This is a genomic window from Kribbella speibonae (assembly GCF_004331375.1).
GTDB lineage: Bacteria > Actinomycetota > Actinomycetes > Propionibacteriales > Kribbellaceae > Kribbella > Kribbella sindirgiensis.
Genome location: NZ_SJKC01000001.1, coordinates 763,898 through 780,096, shown reverse-complemented (window position 1 = coordinate 780,096; position 16,199 = coordinate 763,898). Strand labels below are relative to the sequence as shown.

The following is a 16,199-nucleotide window of genomic DNA, read 5'->3' as shown; positions in this document are numbered from 1 at the left end:
CCCAGGCCATCACAACTAGCCGATACCGGCGCGCTCCGGCGTAGCGGCACGCTGATCCGGCGATTGTGATGGCCTGGAGGTCCGGAACGCCGCTGTGAGGACGATCGCGCCGAGGAGGACGATGCCCGCGGCGACGCCGGCCGCGACGTGCATGGCGTGCACGAAGGCGTCGTTCGCGAGCTGCACGAGGTCGGGGCGGTGCAGTGCGCCGGCCGCGTGGCGGGTCGCCTCGGCCGACGTACCGATCGCTTCCTGGTTCGGCAGGCCGGTCAGCGCCGGCGCGATCCGGTGCTGGTACGTCGACGACACGACGGTCCCGAGTACGGCGACGCCGAGCACGCTGCCCACCTGGCGCAGGGCGTTGCTGACCGCGGACCCGGCCCCGATCCGGTCCATCGGCAGCGTCGCCATCACGGCCGCGGTCGTCGGCGCGACGGTCATGCCGATCGCGAGTCCGGCGAGGCCACCGACGATCCCGATCACCACGAGCGACGTGCTGACGTCGTACGTGAGGTTGAACGCGAAGCACGCCGCGAGCGTGAGGACCGCCGTACCCGACACCTTCGCGACACCGAGGCGGGCCGCGAGCCGGGCGCCGAGCGGGGCGCCGACGATCACACCCATTGCCCCGGGCAACGACATCAGGCCGGCGTCCAGCGCGCTCATGCCGCGGGCGCCCTGGAGGTAGAACGCGAGGTAGAAGGCCTGGCCGGTAATGGTGAGGAAGACCGCGGCCAGCGAAAGGTTGCCCGCCGCGAACTGGCGGTTGCGGAACAGCCGCGGGTCGAAGCTCGGCTCGTGCTCGCGCCATTCGGAGTAGAGGAAGCCCGCCAGCAGTGCTAGCCCGGCGCCGATGCTGGCCCAGACCTGCCAGCGGTCCCAGCCGCCTTGATGCCCGCCTTCGATCAGCCCGTACGACAAGCCGAGCAGTCCGAGCGTGGACAGGCCGAGGCCGAGCGGGTCGAGGCGGCGGCGCTGCGGGCTGCGCGGGTTCGGGAGGACGACGGCGGCGCCGATCAGGCCGAACACGACGATCGGCAGATTGATCGTGAAGACCGAGCCCCACCAGAAGTGATCGATCAGCACCCCGCCGAGCACCGGCCCGACAGCGACGCCGACACCGGCCGACGAGGACCAGACCGCGATCGCACCGGCCCGGCGCTCCGGCGGGAAGGTCCAGCCGATGATCGCCATCGACGTCGGCATGATCAGCGCGCCGCCGAGACCCATGGTGGCGCGGGCGAGGATCAGGCCGACCGGGTCGGTGGCCCACGCGGCCCAGGCCGACGCGATACCGAAGATCAGCAGGCCGAGCATCAGGACGGTCCGGTGGCCGTAGCGGTCCCCGAGGGCCCCGGCCAGGAACAGAGCGGTGGCGAACAACAGCGAATAGATGCCGACGGCCCACTGCAGCTGGCCGGGCGTGGCGCCGAGACCCTGCACGGGGTCGGCGAGGCGTTCGAGCGCGATCCCGAGAACGGTCGAGTCGATCCAGATGAGGACGGCCGAGACGACCAGGATCGCGAGGATGCGGCGCTGATGGATTGGACGTGGGGGGTCGATCGCAGACACGAGGTCTCCTATAATTGACAGGACCCTGACGAGGTTTCCCATCGTCCTCGATTGACAGGAACCTGTCAATCTCCTTTTCGGCAGAATGTGGTGCATGGATCCCAACGACGAGACCGGCTGTGTGACGTTCCTGGTGCGGCACGCCTGGCTGAGCATGCGGTCGGCGCTCGCGACCGCGCTCGACGAGTACGGGTTGTCGGTCCAGCAGTACGGCACGTTGCTGTGCGTCCGCGAGGCGCCCGGGCTCACCGTGGCCGAGGTCGGCCGCGTGGTCGGAACGACGCGGCAGTCCGCGAACGAGCTGATCACGGGCATGGAGCGGGCCGGTCTGGTCGAACGGCGGCCGAACCCGAAGGACCGCCGTACCCAGCAGGTGCACCTCACCCCCGGCGGCGAGCGCCGGCTGGCCGAGGCGGGCCCCGCGATCCGCAAGGTCGAGGAGGAACTCGAGGCGTCGTTCACCGCGACCGACCGAGCCACCGCGCGCGCCTGGCTTGCGCACATGGTCACGGCCGTCGAGGGTTGAGGAATGCGTCCTGCTGAGCGATTGAACGGTCTGGGTACGACGATCTTCGCGGAGATGTCCGCGCTGGCGGTGGCGACCGGGTCGGTCAACCTCGGCCAGGGCTTCCCGGACCGCGACGGGCCGGACTCGCTGCTCGAGGACGCGATCGCGGCGATCCGGGCCGGCGCGAACCAGTACCCGCCGGGTCGCGGCGTACCCGCACTGCGGCAGGCGATCGCCGACCACCAGAAGCGGTTCTACGACCTCTCCTACGACCCCGACACGCAGGTCCTGGTCACCACCGGCGCGACCGAGGCGATCGCGGCCGCACTGCTCGCGTTCGTCGAGCCCGGCGACGAGGTGATCGCGCTCGAGCCGTACTACGACTCGTACGCGGCCGGGATCGCCTTCGCCGGCGGACGGCGCGTCCCCGTGACGCTGCGCGCACCGTCGTACCGGCTGGACCTCGACGAATTGCGCGCCGCCGTCACGCCGCGGACGAAGGTGCTGCTGATCAACTCACCGCACAACCCGACCGGGACCGTCCTCGACGACGAGGAACTGCGCGGCATCCGCGACGTCGCCGTCGAACACGACCTGGTCGTCATCACGGACGAGGTCTACGAACACCTGGTGTACGACGGGACGCATCGGCCGCTCGCGACGTACGAAGGAATGGCCGACCGGACCGTGTCGATCAGCAGCGCCGGGAAGACGTTCGCGGTCACCGGGTGGAAGATCGGCTGGGTCACCGGATCTCCCGACGTGGTGACGGCCGTGACCACCGCCAAGCAGTTCCTCACCTTCACCTCCGGCGCCCCGTTCCAGCCCGCCATCGCCAACGCCCTTGCCCTGGGCAACGACTACTACGACGCCCTGCGCGCCGACCTCCAGTCCCGCCGCGACCTCCTGGCCACCGGCCTGACCGACCTGGGCTTCGAGGTCCACCTCCCCGCCGCCACCTACTTCATCACCACCGACATCCGCCCCCTCGGCCACACCGACGGCATCGACTTCTGCCGAATGCTCCCCCAGAAAGCCGGCGTAGTAGCCATCCCCCACCAGGTCTTCTACGACAACCCCGAACCAGGCCGCCCCCTCGTCCGCTGGGCCTTCTGCAAACAACCCGAAGTCCTCCAAGAAGCCCTCGCACGGCTCCAGAAACTCTAGGCCCTCGGCAGCGCTGGGCCTAGCTGCCGAACACTGCGGAGCGAATCGGCCCCGCGATCGCAAGCGGAAGGCCCTCCAAATGGACGAGCATCGTGCTTCTCGACTCGCCTTGCTGCGCCGCGAAGTCCGCGGCGGCGCCGACCGCTCGGAGCGCTACGGCCAGGACTCCGTCGTTCATCCTGACGCCGATGCCTTGGCCATCAGACAATCGGACCTGGGCGTCCGACGCATACGCGGCCCACACGAAGCTGAGCGGATGGTCGGCAACTTCCTCGTTCTTCAGCAGGAAGTACAGAAGATGGGGAAACCGATCGAAGAAGTAGCGCAAGCAGACCTGGACGTCACCATCCATCAGATCCGGCTGCCAGTTCGGATCCCCGAACTGCAACGTCACCATGCCCCGGTAAGCCCGAGCCAGTCGGGGATCTGAGCCCAACTCGCCGAACAGTTCACAGACCACGTTCTGCTCCGTCCGAGACGTCAAGTTCTCGCGACTGAGCGTCACCAGGATGAGCTCCGGCGCGGCACCGAACTCGGAGGCCTGAGTTCCCGGCGTCGGCGACGGCGCCGATTCCGGTGCCGATTCCGGTGGCTCGAGATCCCAGACCAAGATCTCGCTCACCGCGTTGTAGTACCGCAACGCGGACATGCTGAGATCACCGTCCTCGAAGCGGACGTCGGACCGCGAGGGCCTGATCGGCGTCCTGCCTTCGTCCGTAGCAGGGAAGTACATCGTCGTCCGCAGCAGATCCACGGTCTCCCCGTTCAGGTCAGCCGCGTACATCCGGGCATAGTCGCCGATCACCAGACGAGAATGGTTGGCCAGGTCAGCAGCATTCCGGGCCAAGGCCGGGTGGATCAGACCGGCGTTGATCTGACTTTCGGCGGTGCCGAGAATCATCCCGGGGAAGTGCCGACCGAGGAATTCGGTGCCGATCCGATGATTCGACTGGCTGTTCAGGTTCGACGCTCTCGCCGCGAACTCTTCCAGCAGCGCGACGAATACCGTTTCCGGCTCCGTGGTGTAGAGCGACAGGTTCGCTACGTGCACGAAGTGCCGCAGTGCGTTGGCGCCAAGATACGTCACCGCAAGATCGAAAGCCGAGCGGTAGTCACTGTCCTCGACCTCGGTGTCCAGGAACTGAAGCATCTCGTCCAACGTCAGGTCGTGGTAACAGAAGTTCTTCTGCTGAACAAACGCGAGACTCTCCACGATCGCTCGCGGAGTGATGCCTTCGGGACCCGGCCGATCAAGAACCTCCAGCGTTGACCTGAGTACGTCGGCATACTCGTGCCGATTCTCATAGATTCGTTCCAGGTCCGCCCATTTCGATGCGGCTGACTCCACGATGGAAAACAGGCGGCACGACAGGTCGTACGCGAACCCGGTGGTGGTGATTTGCAGGACGTGCGCCAGCTCGTGCGCGTGTGCCTCCAGCATGAACCATTGCCGTGGACTGAGGTCCACCGCGCCATCCTGCGACTGCAGGTGAACGGCGTCCCACTCGTCATGGGAGACAAACCAGCGTATGCAACCGGTGGCCCAGTCCGTGTGCGCGACCACTCCGGCCTGTTTCCAGTCGGGCGGATACAGAATGTGGCGAGGTTCGGCGTCCATCAGTGTCCCTGGTATCCGGCGGCGACAGCCACGACAGCACCGCCGACAACGAAGATGCCGAGCACTTCCAGCAGGATCGCGACCAGCAGCATCCAGCCTCTGATCTCGTTCAGTCGGCGCCACTGCGTGATGATCTCGAGATGCGCAAGGGAGAGTTCCCGTCGCGCATCCGCCCCGTCCTCTCGCCAGACGCTCACAGGTGTCATGCTCAAGAGGCTCTCCGGTTGTAGCTCCAGGTAACGTCCGGGGAGATTGCATGCGATGCCCAGCAGACATGCAAGCGCCAGCAAGGCCATGCCCACCGTCAGCACCAGAACAACCGTCGACGACGGTCGCTCACCGTCGCGCAGACCGACAAGGGCCGCAAAGCCCAGCAGGATCGTGAGCAGGGCGCCTGAGGTCGAAATGACAGACAGCCCCTTCGCCTCGACAGTGGACTTCTTGGCGCGCTCTGCCGCCATCGTCTCCTGGAGTTCGCCGCGCAACGCGTCTCCGGTGGTATCAGTCACGCCTGTCCTCCGGCGCGCTCCCGAGCGACGGATCAGCGTCGGCCTGCTCTCCGCTGCCCCTCGGCCATCTCATCTGAATGCCGGAAGCCCGGAGCCGAAGGCCGAACTTTCCCGGTACGACGATCTCGCCCTTTTTCGCGATCGGCTCCGGATTTCGCTCCTCGGGGCGACCGGACGATTCCCGCTGGCCCGGCTCGGGATCTGGCTCGGAGTCGGTGTCGGCCATTGAAGGTCTCCGTTGTCCTGGTGCTGCCGGCGAGGTCTTACTCGGACCGGTCGGCAGCAGCCGTCTCGAGGCGACGAAACATCCGCTGCATGATGATCGTCAATGGGTCATTGATCCATCGGCCATGAATGCCGGTCAGGTTGACGCTCTCGGCTTGAGCAGTTGCTTGCTCCGCAAAACCTTCGTTCGCAGGCATCGCGGCTGCCGCCGCCAGCACTCCCCATCGGGCGGACAGCTTGAAGCGATCGAGCTCCAGCGCTTCCGTGAACCTGTCGAAGGCCAGGACAACCCGGTCTTCTACTGGTGCCTTCTCCCAGATCAGCAACTCGATCACGCCTTCCAGGCATCGACGGCCGGCTGCGGTCGTAGCCGGCAGCAGTTCGGCGGCTGTCGTGAAGTCCGGACTGTGGTCAACTGCCCTGCGGAAGTCTTCCTCCGCCCCCTGGTAGTCGTACCGAAGCAGCAGGAAGGACGAATACAGTGTCGGCGGCGCGATCGGCGGCGCGACCATCGCCGTAGTCGACGACTGGACCTCCAAGGCTCTGATCGCTCGATCGAGATCGTCCGTCCGCTCGTCCGACTGCACGAAGCGGTTCAGCAAGGCTTCCGCCAGTCCGTGGCGCCGGACGAAGAAGTACGGGTGGCCGGCATCGGTCGCCGCAACGGAAGATTCGTGGCTCCGGATGATCTCGTCCAGAATCTTCGGGTCGTTCTCACGAGAGTATTTGACGGTCAGGAGATCGGCGTAGTTGTGGTACGTCGATGCGATCTCGGCGTACTCGGGAGCGGTTCTCAACAGGAGTGCGAAGATCTCTTCGGCCTCGTACAGCGAGATGTTCTCCGCCTGAAATTCGGCGAGCATCTTCAGGCTCATCGCCAGCTCGGTTGCTGCCGTGATCCATACCGGACTGCCGAGTTCCGCAGCCTCGTACGCGTCGCGCAGCACGACCACGGACTCGAGCAAACTGCCCAGCCGATGATTCACCCAGAAGTCCGTGGCGAGACAGGATCCCAGGATGGCAGCGCTGAGCATTCCTTCCACTGACGCCCGATCGCCTGTCCTGACAGCGACTTGGGCCAGCAGCAGTGCGGCGGCCAGCGCGTCGGGATCCTGGTCGCGCCCCGACACTTGGCGGAGTTGAGATGCGAGCCCCGCCAGTTCCGCGCCGATGCCAGGTCTCGTTGCCTGTGCCAGCGCCCGTGTGACGAGATCGAGATGGGGAGGCAACGCCAAGTCGTTTGCTGGGGCGACCATGCTCGCGGCTCGGATGAGGGTGTCAAGGTCCGTACGGCTCCTCGTGTAGAGGAAGCGATCGATCAAATCGGACATGATCTCAGCCGCGGTCTGCATAGGCCTCCTCAACAGTCCGAACGGCCGGCTCACTCAGGTCGTCTCCCCAGCCAGACTGATAGCAGTCTACCCAGAGTGAGCGGTCGTCCACTCTCGAGCACATGGTTCGAGAGTGCGGCGGCTAGCGGGGCTGGAACCAGAGTTTGGTGGGGCGTTGGAGCATGAGGGTTAGCAGGGTGGCGTGGATGGCTAGGCCTAGGAGGCTGGAGGGTAGGGCCATCAGGCCGCCTGCGATGCCCATGGCGGCGACAGCGATCAGGACGTAGCGGGACCAGGGGCGGCGCTTGCGGAGGTACAGCGCGGGGACCAGGTAGGCGACCGCGCAGACGAGGGTGGCCGCGACCGCGACCGGTGCGTTGCCACGGGATCCGGTGAGTACTTCGGAGATCTGGTCGCCGGCCGAGGTGAGCGTGAGGGCCGCCAGCAGCAGGCACAGGGCGCCGAGCCCGATCGCGATCACCGAAGCGACGGTGACCTGCTTCGGCGTCGCCGCCGGGTAGCTGTACGTGTCCGGAGTGGCACCGAACAATCCGCTGTACGGACCCGGCCCGTCCCGCACCGGCTCGTCACCACGCTGCCCAGTCATCCAACGTCCTTCCAACTACCCCCTGCCCCGATCCTCCCAGATCGGCCAAACAACGCCGGAAAGCCGGGCCGGTCTGAATGACCGGCCCGGCTCGACAGCGAACCTCAGGAGGTGACGCGCCGGCGGAACAGACCGGTGGCGCCGATGGCGACACCGAAGACAGCCAGGCCGGCGAGAAGGCGGATCCAGCTGCGATCGCCCTCGCCGGTGGCCCCGGCCAGCTTGAGCGAGTACGCCGTTGCGCCGGCCGCACCCTCGGGAGCACCGAACGGCATCGACTCGGTCTTGGCGCGGTCGGCCGCGGCGGAGAGCAGGCCGTAGCGGCGGCCGAAGTCGCGTGCGGTGTCGGCGCCGTTCTTGGTCAGCACCTTCGCACCTTCCTTCGAGAGCCGGCCGGCGCCGTCGGGGATCGCGGGCGCTTGTTCGGTGGCGGTGGTGAGACCGTCCGCCAGCTTGCCCGAACCCTCGGCCGCGGAGCCGATGCCGGTCGCCAGGTCCTTGGAACCCTGCGCCAGCTGGTCCGAGCCCGACTTGGCCTGGCCGACGCCGTCGGCCAGCTTGCCCGTACCGCCGGCCAGCAACCCGAGCCCGGTGCCGAGCTGCCCGGTGCCGTTCGCCAGCACGCCGGCACCCGCCTGGAGCTTGCCAGTGCCCTCGGACAGCGCACCCGCACCGGTGTCGAGCTGGTCAGCGCCGTCCGACAGCTGGTTGAGGCCAGCGAGCAGCGTCTTGCCACCTGCCTGGATCTGTCCGACGCCACCCTGCAGCCCGTTGACGCCACCACGCAGCGTCTTGTTGGCCGGGGTGTCCTTCGAGGTGCCAATGCCGCGCTGGACAGTGGAAACCACGCCCGACACCAGCTGAGTCACGCCGGCATCCACCGCCGCGAGACCCTGCATCAGACCAGGCTCCGAGCGCGGGCAGCCCGAGACCCGGTTGTCGAGCCCGCACTGCAGCTGCGCGATACCTGGTACGGCGCGCTGGGTCAGCCGGCCCTTCAGGTAAGCGAGCGCCACCTGCAGTTTGGCGGAATCCGGCAGCGGCTTGTCCAGATCGGGAACGGGGTCACCCATCGAACCCATCTGGGCGATCACCGAGTCGAGGATCATCTTCTTGACCGGGTTGGTCTCCGGCCCGACGTTCAGCGCACCGGCCGGCCCGTTCAGCTGCGCGGCGGCGGCGCCGTAGCACGCCTCGTCGTACGTTCCGACCGGCTTGCCATTGCTCACCGCGTTGAGCGCGTCCGCCGCGCAGTGCACGCCACCGCGCATCTTGTCGATGCCCGGACCGGAGGCAGCGAGCTGCTTCTTCAGCTTCTCGAGTCCGCCGAGCAGCGTTCCCTCGGCTCCGACCGAGCCGATCCCTGCGCGGAGCTGCGCCACACCGTCGTGCAGAGGTTTCGCCTTCGCGGGCAGTTGACCAACCCCGCCGTACATCTGACCGAGCCCGTCCTCGACGCTCTTCAGACCGCCGCTGACCTGGTTCAGTCCGTCGATCAGGGCAGGTGCCTTGCCGGTGGCCTGGTCCAGCCCGGAGGCGAGTTTGCCGGTGCCGGTCTTCAGCTTGCCGGCACCCGTGGCGAGGTCCTTCGCGCCTTTCCGCAGCTCGCTCGCACCCTTGTCCAGCTTGTTCGCACCCTTGGCGGCCTCGCCGGTCTTCGTACGCAGGACAGATGCACCTGACTCGAGCTCAGCCATACCGTCGGCCAGCTTCGACGCACCGCCGGAGAGCTTCGCGGCACCAGGCGCGGCCTGATTGGCGAGGCCTTCATTCAAGGTCTTCGCACCTGCGTTCAGCTGCAGCAGACCGGCGAGCAGCTTCTGCGCGCCGTCCCGCAGCCGGAGCAGGTTCGAGTCGAGCGTCGTACCGCCCTCGACCAGGTCGGCGCCCTTCTCGGCGCCGCTCTGGTATCCGGAGACCGCGGTCTTGAAGGTCGGGCTCTCCAGCGGGCTGACCGGCAACGCGGTCAGCTCGGCCTCGGGGACGATCGCGTCCTTGACCTCGGCCGCCCAGCCGAACTCCGCCTTCGCGGCGCCGACGGGCGGGAACAGCGTGGCGGTGAAGCTCAGCTTCGTACCGCCCTTGCCGTCGCCGGCCTTGTTCGCCTCGGCCGACGTGACATCGCCGAACTCGGGCGGCAGCACCGTCGTGAGCTGACCGACCATCGGAATGACGACCTCGGCCTCCTCGACGACCTGCTTGCCGTACCCATCGGTGATCGTCACCGGCTCGGTCTTGGCCGACGTGTTCTCGACGACGTAGTGCGCCTCCAGCCGGCCCTTCTTGCCGACGACGTCACTGGGCTTGGACAGCTTCTTGCCGTTCAGGGTGTAGGTGACGGAGACCTTGATCGGCAGCTTCTTCTTGTCGAAGTCGCTGACCGTGCGGATCCGCTGCTCGCCGTCCACCGACAGGTCGACGGCCATCTTGCCGTCCTTGACCGAGAAACCGCCGAAGCTGTCCAGGTTGCGCAGGCTGTCGGTCGACACCGGGTTGGCGAGCTTCACCTTTCCGGTGCCGACAAAGGCGAGTTGCTCGTAGACGCGGGCGCCTTGGACCTTGCCGCTGGGGTCGAGTCTGGCCTGCACCGTCTCGGTGTTGGTGACTGTCACGGGTCCTGCGCTCGAGGTGGCCAGCGCCGGGGACGTCGACAGGACGAAAGCGGACGGGACGGCGACGGCGACAGCCAGTCCCCGGGTGATGCGTCGGGCGGTCACGCACGGTCTCCTTCGGTCGAGGCGAACTCACGGGTGTCGTCGGCGGGAACCTCGGCTGCCGGAATCTCGGCGGCCGGCGCAGGGCGCGGGCGCTGCAGCGAGGTCACCAGGAACCCGATCCCGGCCGCCAGCAGTACGCCGGTGGCCGCCGTCGGCGACTGCGCCAGGAAGGCGGGGCTGTCCGCGGTGTACGTCTCCTCGTACACGGCGACCATCGCGGCCGCGCCGAGGAGCAAGGTCCACAGCGGGATCCGGTCGGCCGAGCCGGCCGTGAACGCCACGCACACGGCCACCACGGCGACGGCCGCGACGGCCCGGCCGGACGCCGAGTCAGGCAGGTAGAGCGCCCGTACGGCGAATCCGAGCCAGGCGACGAACAGCCCGATCAGGAAGCCGGTCGCGCGCATCGCCGGAGTGCGATCCTGCACCAGCCCCACCACACCTCCCAGGGCCCCGCCGACCAGCGCCACGTGCTGCGTGTTCAGACCGAGAGCTTCTCCGACCAGACACAACAGACCCGCGACGACGGCCAGCAGCGCACCGGATAGCAAGGTACTGCGCTGCATTGAGTCCTCCACTCAGTGCCGGAATCCGGGGACCCCCCGCCGGAAAATCCAAGTTTCAGGTACTTGAACTACTGTTCAGTACTTAGCTGACGGACGTTCCTACCAAGCAGTAACCACAGGTTTCAAGAGCGGAGAGATACCGACTCGTAACGGCCCGAAGTTCAAGTGTTTGAAGGCATTCGCGGCCAATACAAAAGCCGGGCCGGTCAGAGAGACCGGCCCGGCTTTGGCAGTGATCGTCAGGCAGCGACGTCCAGCGCGTCCTTCGACTCGTTGAGAGTGACGTTGACGGTTTCGCCGTCGCGGATGGTGCCGTTCAGCAGGCCGCGGGCGAGTTCGTCGCCGATCGCGGACTGGACCAGGCGCCGGAGCGGGCGGGCGCCGTACACCGGGTCGTATCCGGTCATCGCCAGCCACTCCATCGCGCCCTCGTCGACGTCCAGCGTGATCCGCCGGTCGGTCAGCCGCCGCTGCAGCGCGGCGATCTGCAGGCCGACGATCTGCGTCAGCTCCTCGCTGCCGAGCGCGTCGAACAGCACGATCTCGTCCAGCCGGTTGATGAACTCCGGCTTGAACGACTGCCGCACCGCGGCCATCACCTGGTCGCGCTTGACCTTGTCGTCGAGCGTGACATCGGCCAGGTACGCCGAACCCATGTTGCTGGTCAGGATCAGGATCACGTTCCGGAAGTCGACCGTCCGCCCCTGGCCGTCGGTCAGCCGGCCGTCGTCGAGCACCTGCAGCAGGATGTCGAAGACCTCGGGGTGCGCCTTCTCCACCTCGTCGAGCAGGATCACCGAGTACGGACGACGGCGGACCGCTTCGGTCAGCTGACCGCCCTCCTCGTACCCGACGTACCCGGGCGGGGCGCCCACCAGCCGCGCGACGCTGTGCTTCTCGCCGTACTCCGACATGTCGATCCGGACCATCGCCCGCTCGTCGTCGAACAGGAAGTCCGCGAGCGCCTTCGCGAGCTCGGTCTTGCCCACACCGGTCGGGCCGAGGAACAGGAACGAACCGGTCGGCCGGTCCGGGTCGGAGATGCCCGCGCGCGCCCGCCGTACGGCGTCGCTCACGGCCTTGACCGCCTCGCGCTGACCGATCAGCCGGTGCCCGAGCTCGTCCTCCATCCGGAGCAGCTTGCCGGTCTCACCCTCGAGCAGCCGGCCGGTCGGGATGCCGGTCCACATCGCGATCACCTCGGCGATCTCGGTCGGCCCGACCTCCTCGTTCACCATCGCTTCGGGGCCTTCGGCAACCTCTTCCTCGGCGTCGGCCTCCTCGAGCTCCTTGGTGAGCTGCGGAATCTCGCCGTACAGCAGCCGGGACGCGGTCTCCAGGTCGCCGTCGCGCTGGGCGCGCTCGGCCTGGCCGCGCAGCTCGTCGATGCGCTCCTTGATCTCACCGACCCGGTTCAGGCCGGTCTTCTCGCGCTCCCAGCGGGCCTCGAGCGCGCGCAGCTCCTCCTCGCGGTCGGCGAGGTCGGCGCGCAGCCGCTCCAGCCGTTCCTGCGACGAGACGTCGTCCTCGCGGGACAGCGCGAGCTCCTCCATCTTCAGCCGGTCGACGGTACGGCGCAGCGAGTCGATCTCGACCGGGGACGAGTCGATCTCCATCCGCAGCCGGGACGCGGCCTCGTCGACCAGGTCGATCGCCTTGTCGGGCAGCTGACGACCGGTGATGTACCGGTTGGACAGCGTCGCCGCGGCGACCAGCGCGGAGTCGGAGATCGCGACCTTGTGGTGCGCCTCGTAGCGTTCCTTCAGACCGCGCAGGATCGCGATCGAGTCCTCGACCGACGGCTCGCCGACGAACACCTGCTGGAAACGGCGCTCCAGCGCCGGGTCCTTCTCGATCCGGGTCCGGTACTCGTCCAGGGTGGTCGCGCCAATCATCCGCAGCTCGCCGCGCGCCAGCATCGGCTTCAGCATGTTGCCGGCGTCCATCGCGCCCTCGCCGGACGCACCGGCGCCGACGACGGTGTGCAGCTCGTCGATGAACGTGATGATCTGACCGTCGGACTCCTTGATCTCGGTCAGCACGGCCTTCAGCCGCTCCTCGAACTCACCGCGGTACTTCGCCCCGGCTACCATCGCGCCGAGGTCCAGACTGATCAGCCGGCGGCCACGCAGCGATTCGGGCACGTCACCGGCCACGATCCGCTGGGCCAGCCCCTCGACGACGGCGGTCTTGCCGACGCCGGGCTCACCGATCAGAACCGGGTTGTTCTTGGTACGCCGGGACAGCACCTGGACCACTCGCCGGATCTCGGAGTCCCGCCCGATCACCGGGTCGAGCTTCCCGTCCTTGGCGCGCTCGGTCAGGTCGACGCCGTACTTCTCCAGGGTCTTGGTGGTGCCCTCGGCCTCCGGCGAGGTGATCCGGCGGTTGCCGCGCATCTGGTCGAACGCCTGCAGCAACGCGTCCGGCGTCACGCCGAGCGCGCTCTTCGCGGGTCCGTCCACGGTCGCGAGCGCGATCAGCAGGTGCTCGGTGGAGACGTACTCGTCCCCGAGCCCGAGGGCCCGCTGCTCCGCCTGGTTCAGCACGTCACCGGTCCTCGGCGACAGGCTCGGCGCCTGCACGCTGCCACCGCTCGCCTTCGGGAGGCGGCTCAGCTGCTCGGCGGTCTTCCGGCGTACGGCATCGAGGTCACCGCCGGCCGCTTCGAGCAGGCCGATCGTCGTCCCCTCGGGCTGCGCGAGCAGTCCGGACAGCAGGTGAATCGGTTCCACGGTCGGGTTGCCCGCCGCGGAGGTCTGACGGATCGCGACCGACAGGGTTTCCCGGGCCAGCGTCGTCAACCGCTGAACATCCATCTGGTTTCCAGCCTTTCGGTTCCAGCAACAACAGTTACCAGACATAACCTATCCAAAGTTGAGTCCATTCCACTCAACTCTGGAAAATCTCCGGGAGAACTCAGGGTTCCGGACAGGCGAGAGGGGTGGCGCCACGCGGGCACCACCCCTCGAACGGAAGATTCGTCAGGTGCTGAACTCCGAGGCGCGGATCCGGTACACCTGCAGGTTCAGGTCGTAGTACTTGTCGGTCTCGCCGACCCATTCCATCCCGATCCGGCGCGCGGTGGCGATCGCGCGCTTGTTGGCCGGCCGCGCGACGGCGAACAGTTCGTCGACCTCGCCGTCGCTGAACGCCCAGGCCATCAACGCCTGGCTGGCCTCGGTCGCGTACCCGAAACCCCATGCGCTCGGCCGCAGCTGCCAGCCGATCTCGAGATCCTCCTCGTACGGCGGGAGCAGGCGGATCAGCAACGCGCCGACGACCTCGCCGTCGTCCCGGCGGGTGATCGCCCAGCGGCCCGCGGGGACCACGAAGTTCGGCTGGGCCTCGATCCAGGACTGCAGGATCAACCGCATGGTCGCGGCGTCCGGCACCTTGTCGATGGCCGGTGACAGCCAGGGCGCCACGTCGGCGGAGCCAAAGATCTCCAGCGCGGCGTCGGCGTCGTCTTCCTCCCAGTCCCGGATCAGCAGCCGGTCCGTCTCCAGCTTCAGCGTCACCTCGCCAGGGTATGCGCTGCCTGCCGGAAGGCAACAGGAACAACGAGAACCGCAGGGCGGTCCTGTGACGGACCACCCTGCGGGGGTCGAAGGGCGCTGGGGGGTTAGCGCGCCTTCGACTGTGGAGGCGTCGTGGGGGAACGAACGACCTCCACCGGACCGGAGGCTCCGAGGGGGTCAGAGCACTCCGGTGGCCAATGAGTTGTACGGCGGAGGATCAGCGCGGGCCGAGTTCCAGGGGCTGGGTGCGGATCCATCGCGTCGTCGTCTGCTGCCGGCCCATGGCGATCACATCGCCGGCGGGACCGGCCGAGAAGACCCGGCTGGCGGCGGGACGTCGCGAAGCGCCGACACCGCGCTGGACTTCGGCCAGGAGCTGGTTGACCCGCTTCCGCAGGTCCTCCACCTCCGACTGTAGCGCGAGGATGTGCCGAATCCCCGCGAGGTTGACGCCCTCTTCCTGGGACAGGTGCTGCACATAGCGCAGCCTCGCCACGTCGTACGCCGAGTACCGCCGGCCGCGGCCGGACGCCCGGCTCGGCACCACCAGGCCGAGCCGGTCGTACTGGCGCAACGTCTGCGGATGCATACCGGCCAGCTGGGCCGCCACCGAGATCACGTAGATCGGGGTGCGGTCGTCCCAGGTCGGGACCTGGCTGAACGGGATGCCCATCACGAACTCCCGAACAACCCGGCCCGCAGATCAGGCTGATCCGACGCGGAGCTGAACTCCTGCAGCTTCTCTTTCTGCTCGTCGGTCAGCTCGTGCGGGACCTGCACCTGGAGCGTGAGCATCAGGTCGCCCTTGGTCCCGTCCCGCCGGACCGATCCCTTGCCGCGGACGCGCAGCTTGCTCCCGTTCGCCGTACCCGCTGGGATCCGGACCGTGACAGGCAGGCCGTCCAGGGTCGGAACCTTGATCTCCGCACCCAGCGCCGCCTCGGTGAAACTCACCGGGACGTTCAGGGTCAGGTGCTCACCCTGCCGGCCGAAGATCCGGTGCTTGTGCACGTGGACGGTGACGTAGAGATCGCCCGCGGGGCCACCTCGTTCGCCGGCCGCACCCTTGCCCTTGAGCCGGATCCGCTGGTTGTCCTGGACACCCGCCGGGATGCGGACCTGCATGGTCTTGCTCGACTGGCCGCGGCCGGAGCCGTGGCAGGTCTCGCACGGCTGGTCGACGACCAGACCGCGACCCTTGCACTCGGTGCACGGCTCGGTCATCGCGAACACACCGCCCTGCACCGAGGTCTGCATGCCCGTGCCTTCGCACTTCAGGCAGACCTTCGGCACCGTGCCGTACTTCGCACCGGTCCCGCGACAGGTCGCGCACGGCTCGTCGCTGGTCATCCGGAGCCCGACCGTGACACCGTTCACGGCCTCGGCGAACTCGATCGTCGCCTCGGTCTCGATGTCCTGACCACGCCGCGGACGCGCCGTCGTGGAGGTCGTGGTCCGGCCGCCACCGCCGAACATGCCGCCCAGGATGTCGCCGAGCCCGCTGCCGCCGCCCTGACCGCCGCGGTTGAACAGGTCACCGACGTTGAAGTCGAAGCCACCGCCCTGACCACTGCCGGTCGGCATCCGGAAGCCGCCGCTGCCGAACAGCCGGCGCGCCTCGTCGTACTCCTTGCGCTTCTTCGGGTCGCCGACGACGTCGTACGCCTCGGAGACCTCCTTGAACTTGGCCTCCGCCTTGGTGTCCCCGGCGTTGGAGTCCGGGTGGTACTGCCGGGCCAGCTTGCGGTAGGCCTTCTTGATCTCGTCGGCCTCGGCGGTCTTGGAGACGCCGAGAACCTTGTAGAAGTCCTTCTCGATCCAGTCCTTCGTGCTCATCTGGCGCCTCCCCTCCCGTCTA

Annotated in this window: 14 protein-coding genes; 2 read left to right on the top strand and 12 right to left on the bottom strand. The window is 67.8% G+C overall.

The annotated features are described in order from the left end of the window. Positions 1-15 precede the first annotated feature (15 nt). Entirely contained in the window at positions 16-1,572 is a 1,557-nt protein-coding gene (locus E0H92_RS03935) for an MFS transporter (RefSeq protein WP_202873509.1), read from the bottom strand. 94 nt (positions 1,573-1,666) lie between these two features. On the opposite strand from E0H92_RS03935, the gene E0H92_RS03930 reads away from it, so the two are divergent. Both E0H92_RS03930 and E0H92_RS03925 read left to right on the top strand, forming a co-directional pair. Further along, on the top strand, positions 1,667-2,098 hold the full coding sequence (locus tag E0H92_RS03930; protein ID WP_131495408.1) for a MarR family winged helix-turn-helix transcriptional regulator: 432 nt from the start codon (positions 1,667-1,669) through the stop codon (positions 2,096-2,098). A gap of 3 nt (positions 2,099-2,101) precedes the next feature. Then, on the top strand, positions 2,102-3,247 hold the full coding sequence (locus E0H92_RS03925) for a pyridoxal phosphate-dependent aminotransferase (protein WP_131495407.1): 1,146 nt from the start codon (positions 2,102-2,104) through the stop codon (positions 3,245-3,247). A gap of 19 nt (positions 3,248-3,266) precedes the next feature. Here E0H92_RS03925 and E0H92_RS03920 read toward each other — a convergent pair whose 3' ends face one another. The 11 genes from E0H92_RS03920 to dnaJ form a co-directional block, all read right to left on the bottom strand. After that, a complete protein-coding gene (locus E0H92_RS03920; protein ID WP_131495406.1) occupies positions 3,267-4,865 on the bottom strand; it encodes a hypothetical protein in 1,599 nt (532 codons plus the stop codon). After that, on the bottom strand, positions 4,865-5,374 hold the full coding sequence (locus tag E0H92_RS03915) for a hypothetical protein (protein WP_131495405.1): 510 nt from the start codon (positions 5,372-5,374) through the stop codon (positions 4,865-4,867). Before E0H92_RS03915 ends, E0H92_RS03920 begins: the two co-directional genes overlap by 1 nt. Continuing rightward, positions 5,367-5,600 carry a hypothetical protein gene (locus E0H92_RS03910; RefSeq protein WP_131495404.1) on the bottom strand — a complete coding sequence of 78 codons (234 nt, stop codon included), beginning with the start codon at positions 5,598-5,600 and terminating at the stop codon, positions 5,367-5,369. The genes E0H92_RS03915 and E0H92_RS03910 overlap by 8 nt, the downstream gene beginning before the upstream one ends. A gap of 37 nt (positions 5,601-5,637) precedes the next feature. Then, a complete protein-coding gene (locus E0H92_RS03905; RefSeq protein ID WP_131495403.1) occupies positions 5,638-6,951 on the bottom strand; it encodes a hypothetical protein in 1,314 nt (437 codons plus the stop codon). Positions 6,952-7,072: 121 nt separating this feature from the next. Next, on the bottom strand, positions 7,073-7,537 hold the full coding sequence (locus E0H92_RS03900; RefSeq protein ID WP_131495402.1) for a hypothetical protein: 465 nt from the start codon (positions 7,535-7,537) through the stop codon (positions 7,073-7,075). Between the two features lie 104 nt (positions 7,538-7,641). Then, positions 7,642-10,254 (bottom strand): hypothetical protein, encoded by a 2,613-nt coding sequence (locus tag E0H92_RS03895; RefSeq protein ID WP_202873508.1) that lies wholly within the window; start codon positions 10,252-10,254, stop codon positions 7,642-7,644. After that, positions 10,251-10,820, bottom strand: coding sequence for a hypothetical protein (locus E0H92_RS03890; RefSeq protein ID WP_131464633.1), 570 nt, complete (start codon positions 10,818-10,820; stop codon positions 10,251-10,253). The genes E0H92_RS03895 and E0H92_RS03890 overlap by 4 nt, the downstream gene beginning before the upstream one ends. Positions 10,821-11,059: 239 nt before the next feature. Then, positions 11,060-13,639, bottom strand: coding sequence for an ATP-dependent chaperone ClpB (gene clpB, locus E0H92_RS03885; protein WP_131464631.1), 2,580 nt, complete (start codon positions 13,637-13,639; stop codon positions 11,060-11,062). A 165-nt stretch (positions 13,640-13,804) separates the two neighbouring features. Further along, complete coding sequence (locus E0H92_RS03880; protein ID WP_131495401.1) at positions 13,805-14,341, bottom strand: GNAT family N-acetyltransferase; 537 nt, start codon at positions 14,339-14,341, stop codon at positions 13,805-13,807. Between the two features lie 217 nt (positions 14,342-14,558). Next, positions 14,559-15,014 (bottom strand): heat shock protein transcriptional repressor HspR, encoded by a 456-nt coding sequence (locus E0H92_RS03875; RefSeq protein WP_131464627.1) that lies wholly within the window; start codon positions 15,012-15,014, stop codon positions 14,559-14,561. Further along, complete coding sequence (gene dnaJ / locus E0H92_RS03870; RefSeq protein WP_131283842.1) at positions 15,014-16,177, bottom strand: molecular chaperone DnaJ; 1,164 nt, start codon at positions 16,175-16,177, stop codon at positions 15,014-15,016. Before dnaJ ends, E0H92_RS03875 begins: the two co-directional genes overlap by 1 nt. Positions 16,178-16,199 lie beyond the last annotated feature (22 nt).

Excerpts from the sequence above, each read along its gene's own strand:
- E0H92_RS03905 (WP_131495403.1), bottom strand. The coding sequence starts at position 6,951 with ATGCAGACCGCGGCTGAGATCATGTCCGATTTGATCGATCGCTTCCTC.
- E0H92_RS03925 (WP_131495407.1), top strand. The coding sequence starts at position 2,102 with ATGCGTCCTGCTGAGCGATTGAACGGTCTGGGTACGACGATCTTCGCG.
- E0H92_RS03920 (WP_131495406.1), bottom strand. The coding sequence starts at position 4,865 with ATGGACGCCGAACCTCGCCACATTCTGTATCCGCCCGACTGGAAACAG.
- clpB (WP_131464631.1), bottom strand. The coding sequence starts at position 13,639 with ATGGATGTTCAGCGGTTGACGACGCTGGCCCGGGAAACCCTGTCGGTC.
- E0H92_RS03930 (WP_131495408.1), top strand. The coding sequence starts at position 1,667 with ATGGATCCCAACGACGAGACCGGCTGTGTGACGTTCCTGGTGCGGCAC.
- E0H92_RS03890 (WP_131464633.1), bottom strand. The coding sequence starts at position 10,820 with ATGCAGCGCAGTACCTTGCTATCCGGTGCGCTGCTGGCCGTCGTCGCG.
- E0H92_RS03900 (WP_131495402.1), bottom strand. The coding sequence starts at position 7,537 with ATGACTGGGCAGCGTGGTGACGAGCCGGTGCGGGACGGGCCGGGTCCG.
- dnaJ (WP_131283842.1), bottom strand. The coding sequence starts at position 16,177 with ATGAGCACGAAGGACTGGATCGAGAAGGACTTCTACAAGGTTCTCGGC.
- E0H92_RS03910 (WP_131495404.1), bottom strand. The coding sequence starts at position 5,600 with ATGGCCGACACCGACTCCGAGCCAGATCCCGAGCCGGGCCAGCGGGAA.
- E0H92_RS03875 (WP_131464627.1), bottom strand. The coding sequence starts at position 15,014 with ATGGGCATCCCGTTCAGCCAGGTCCCGACCTGGGACGACCGCACCCCG.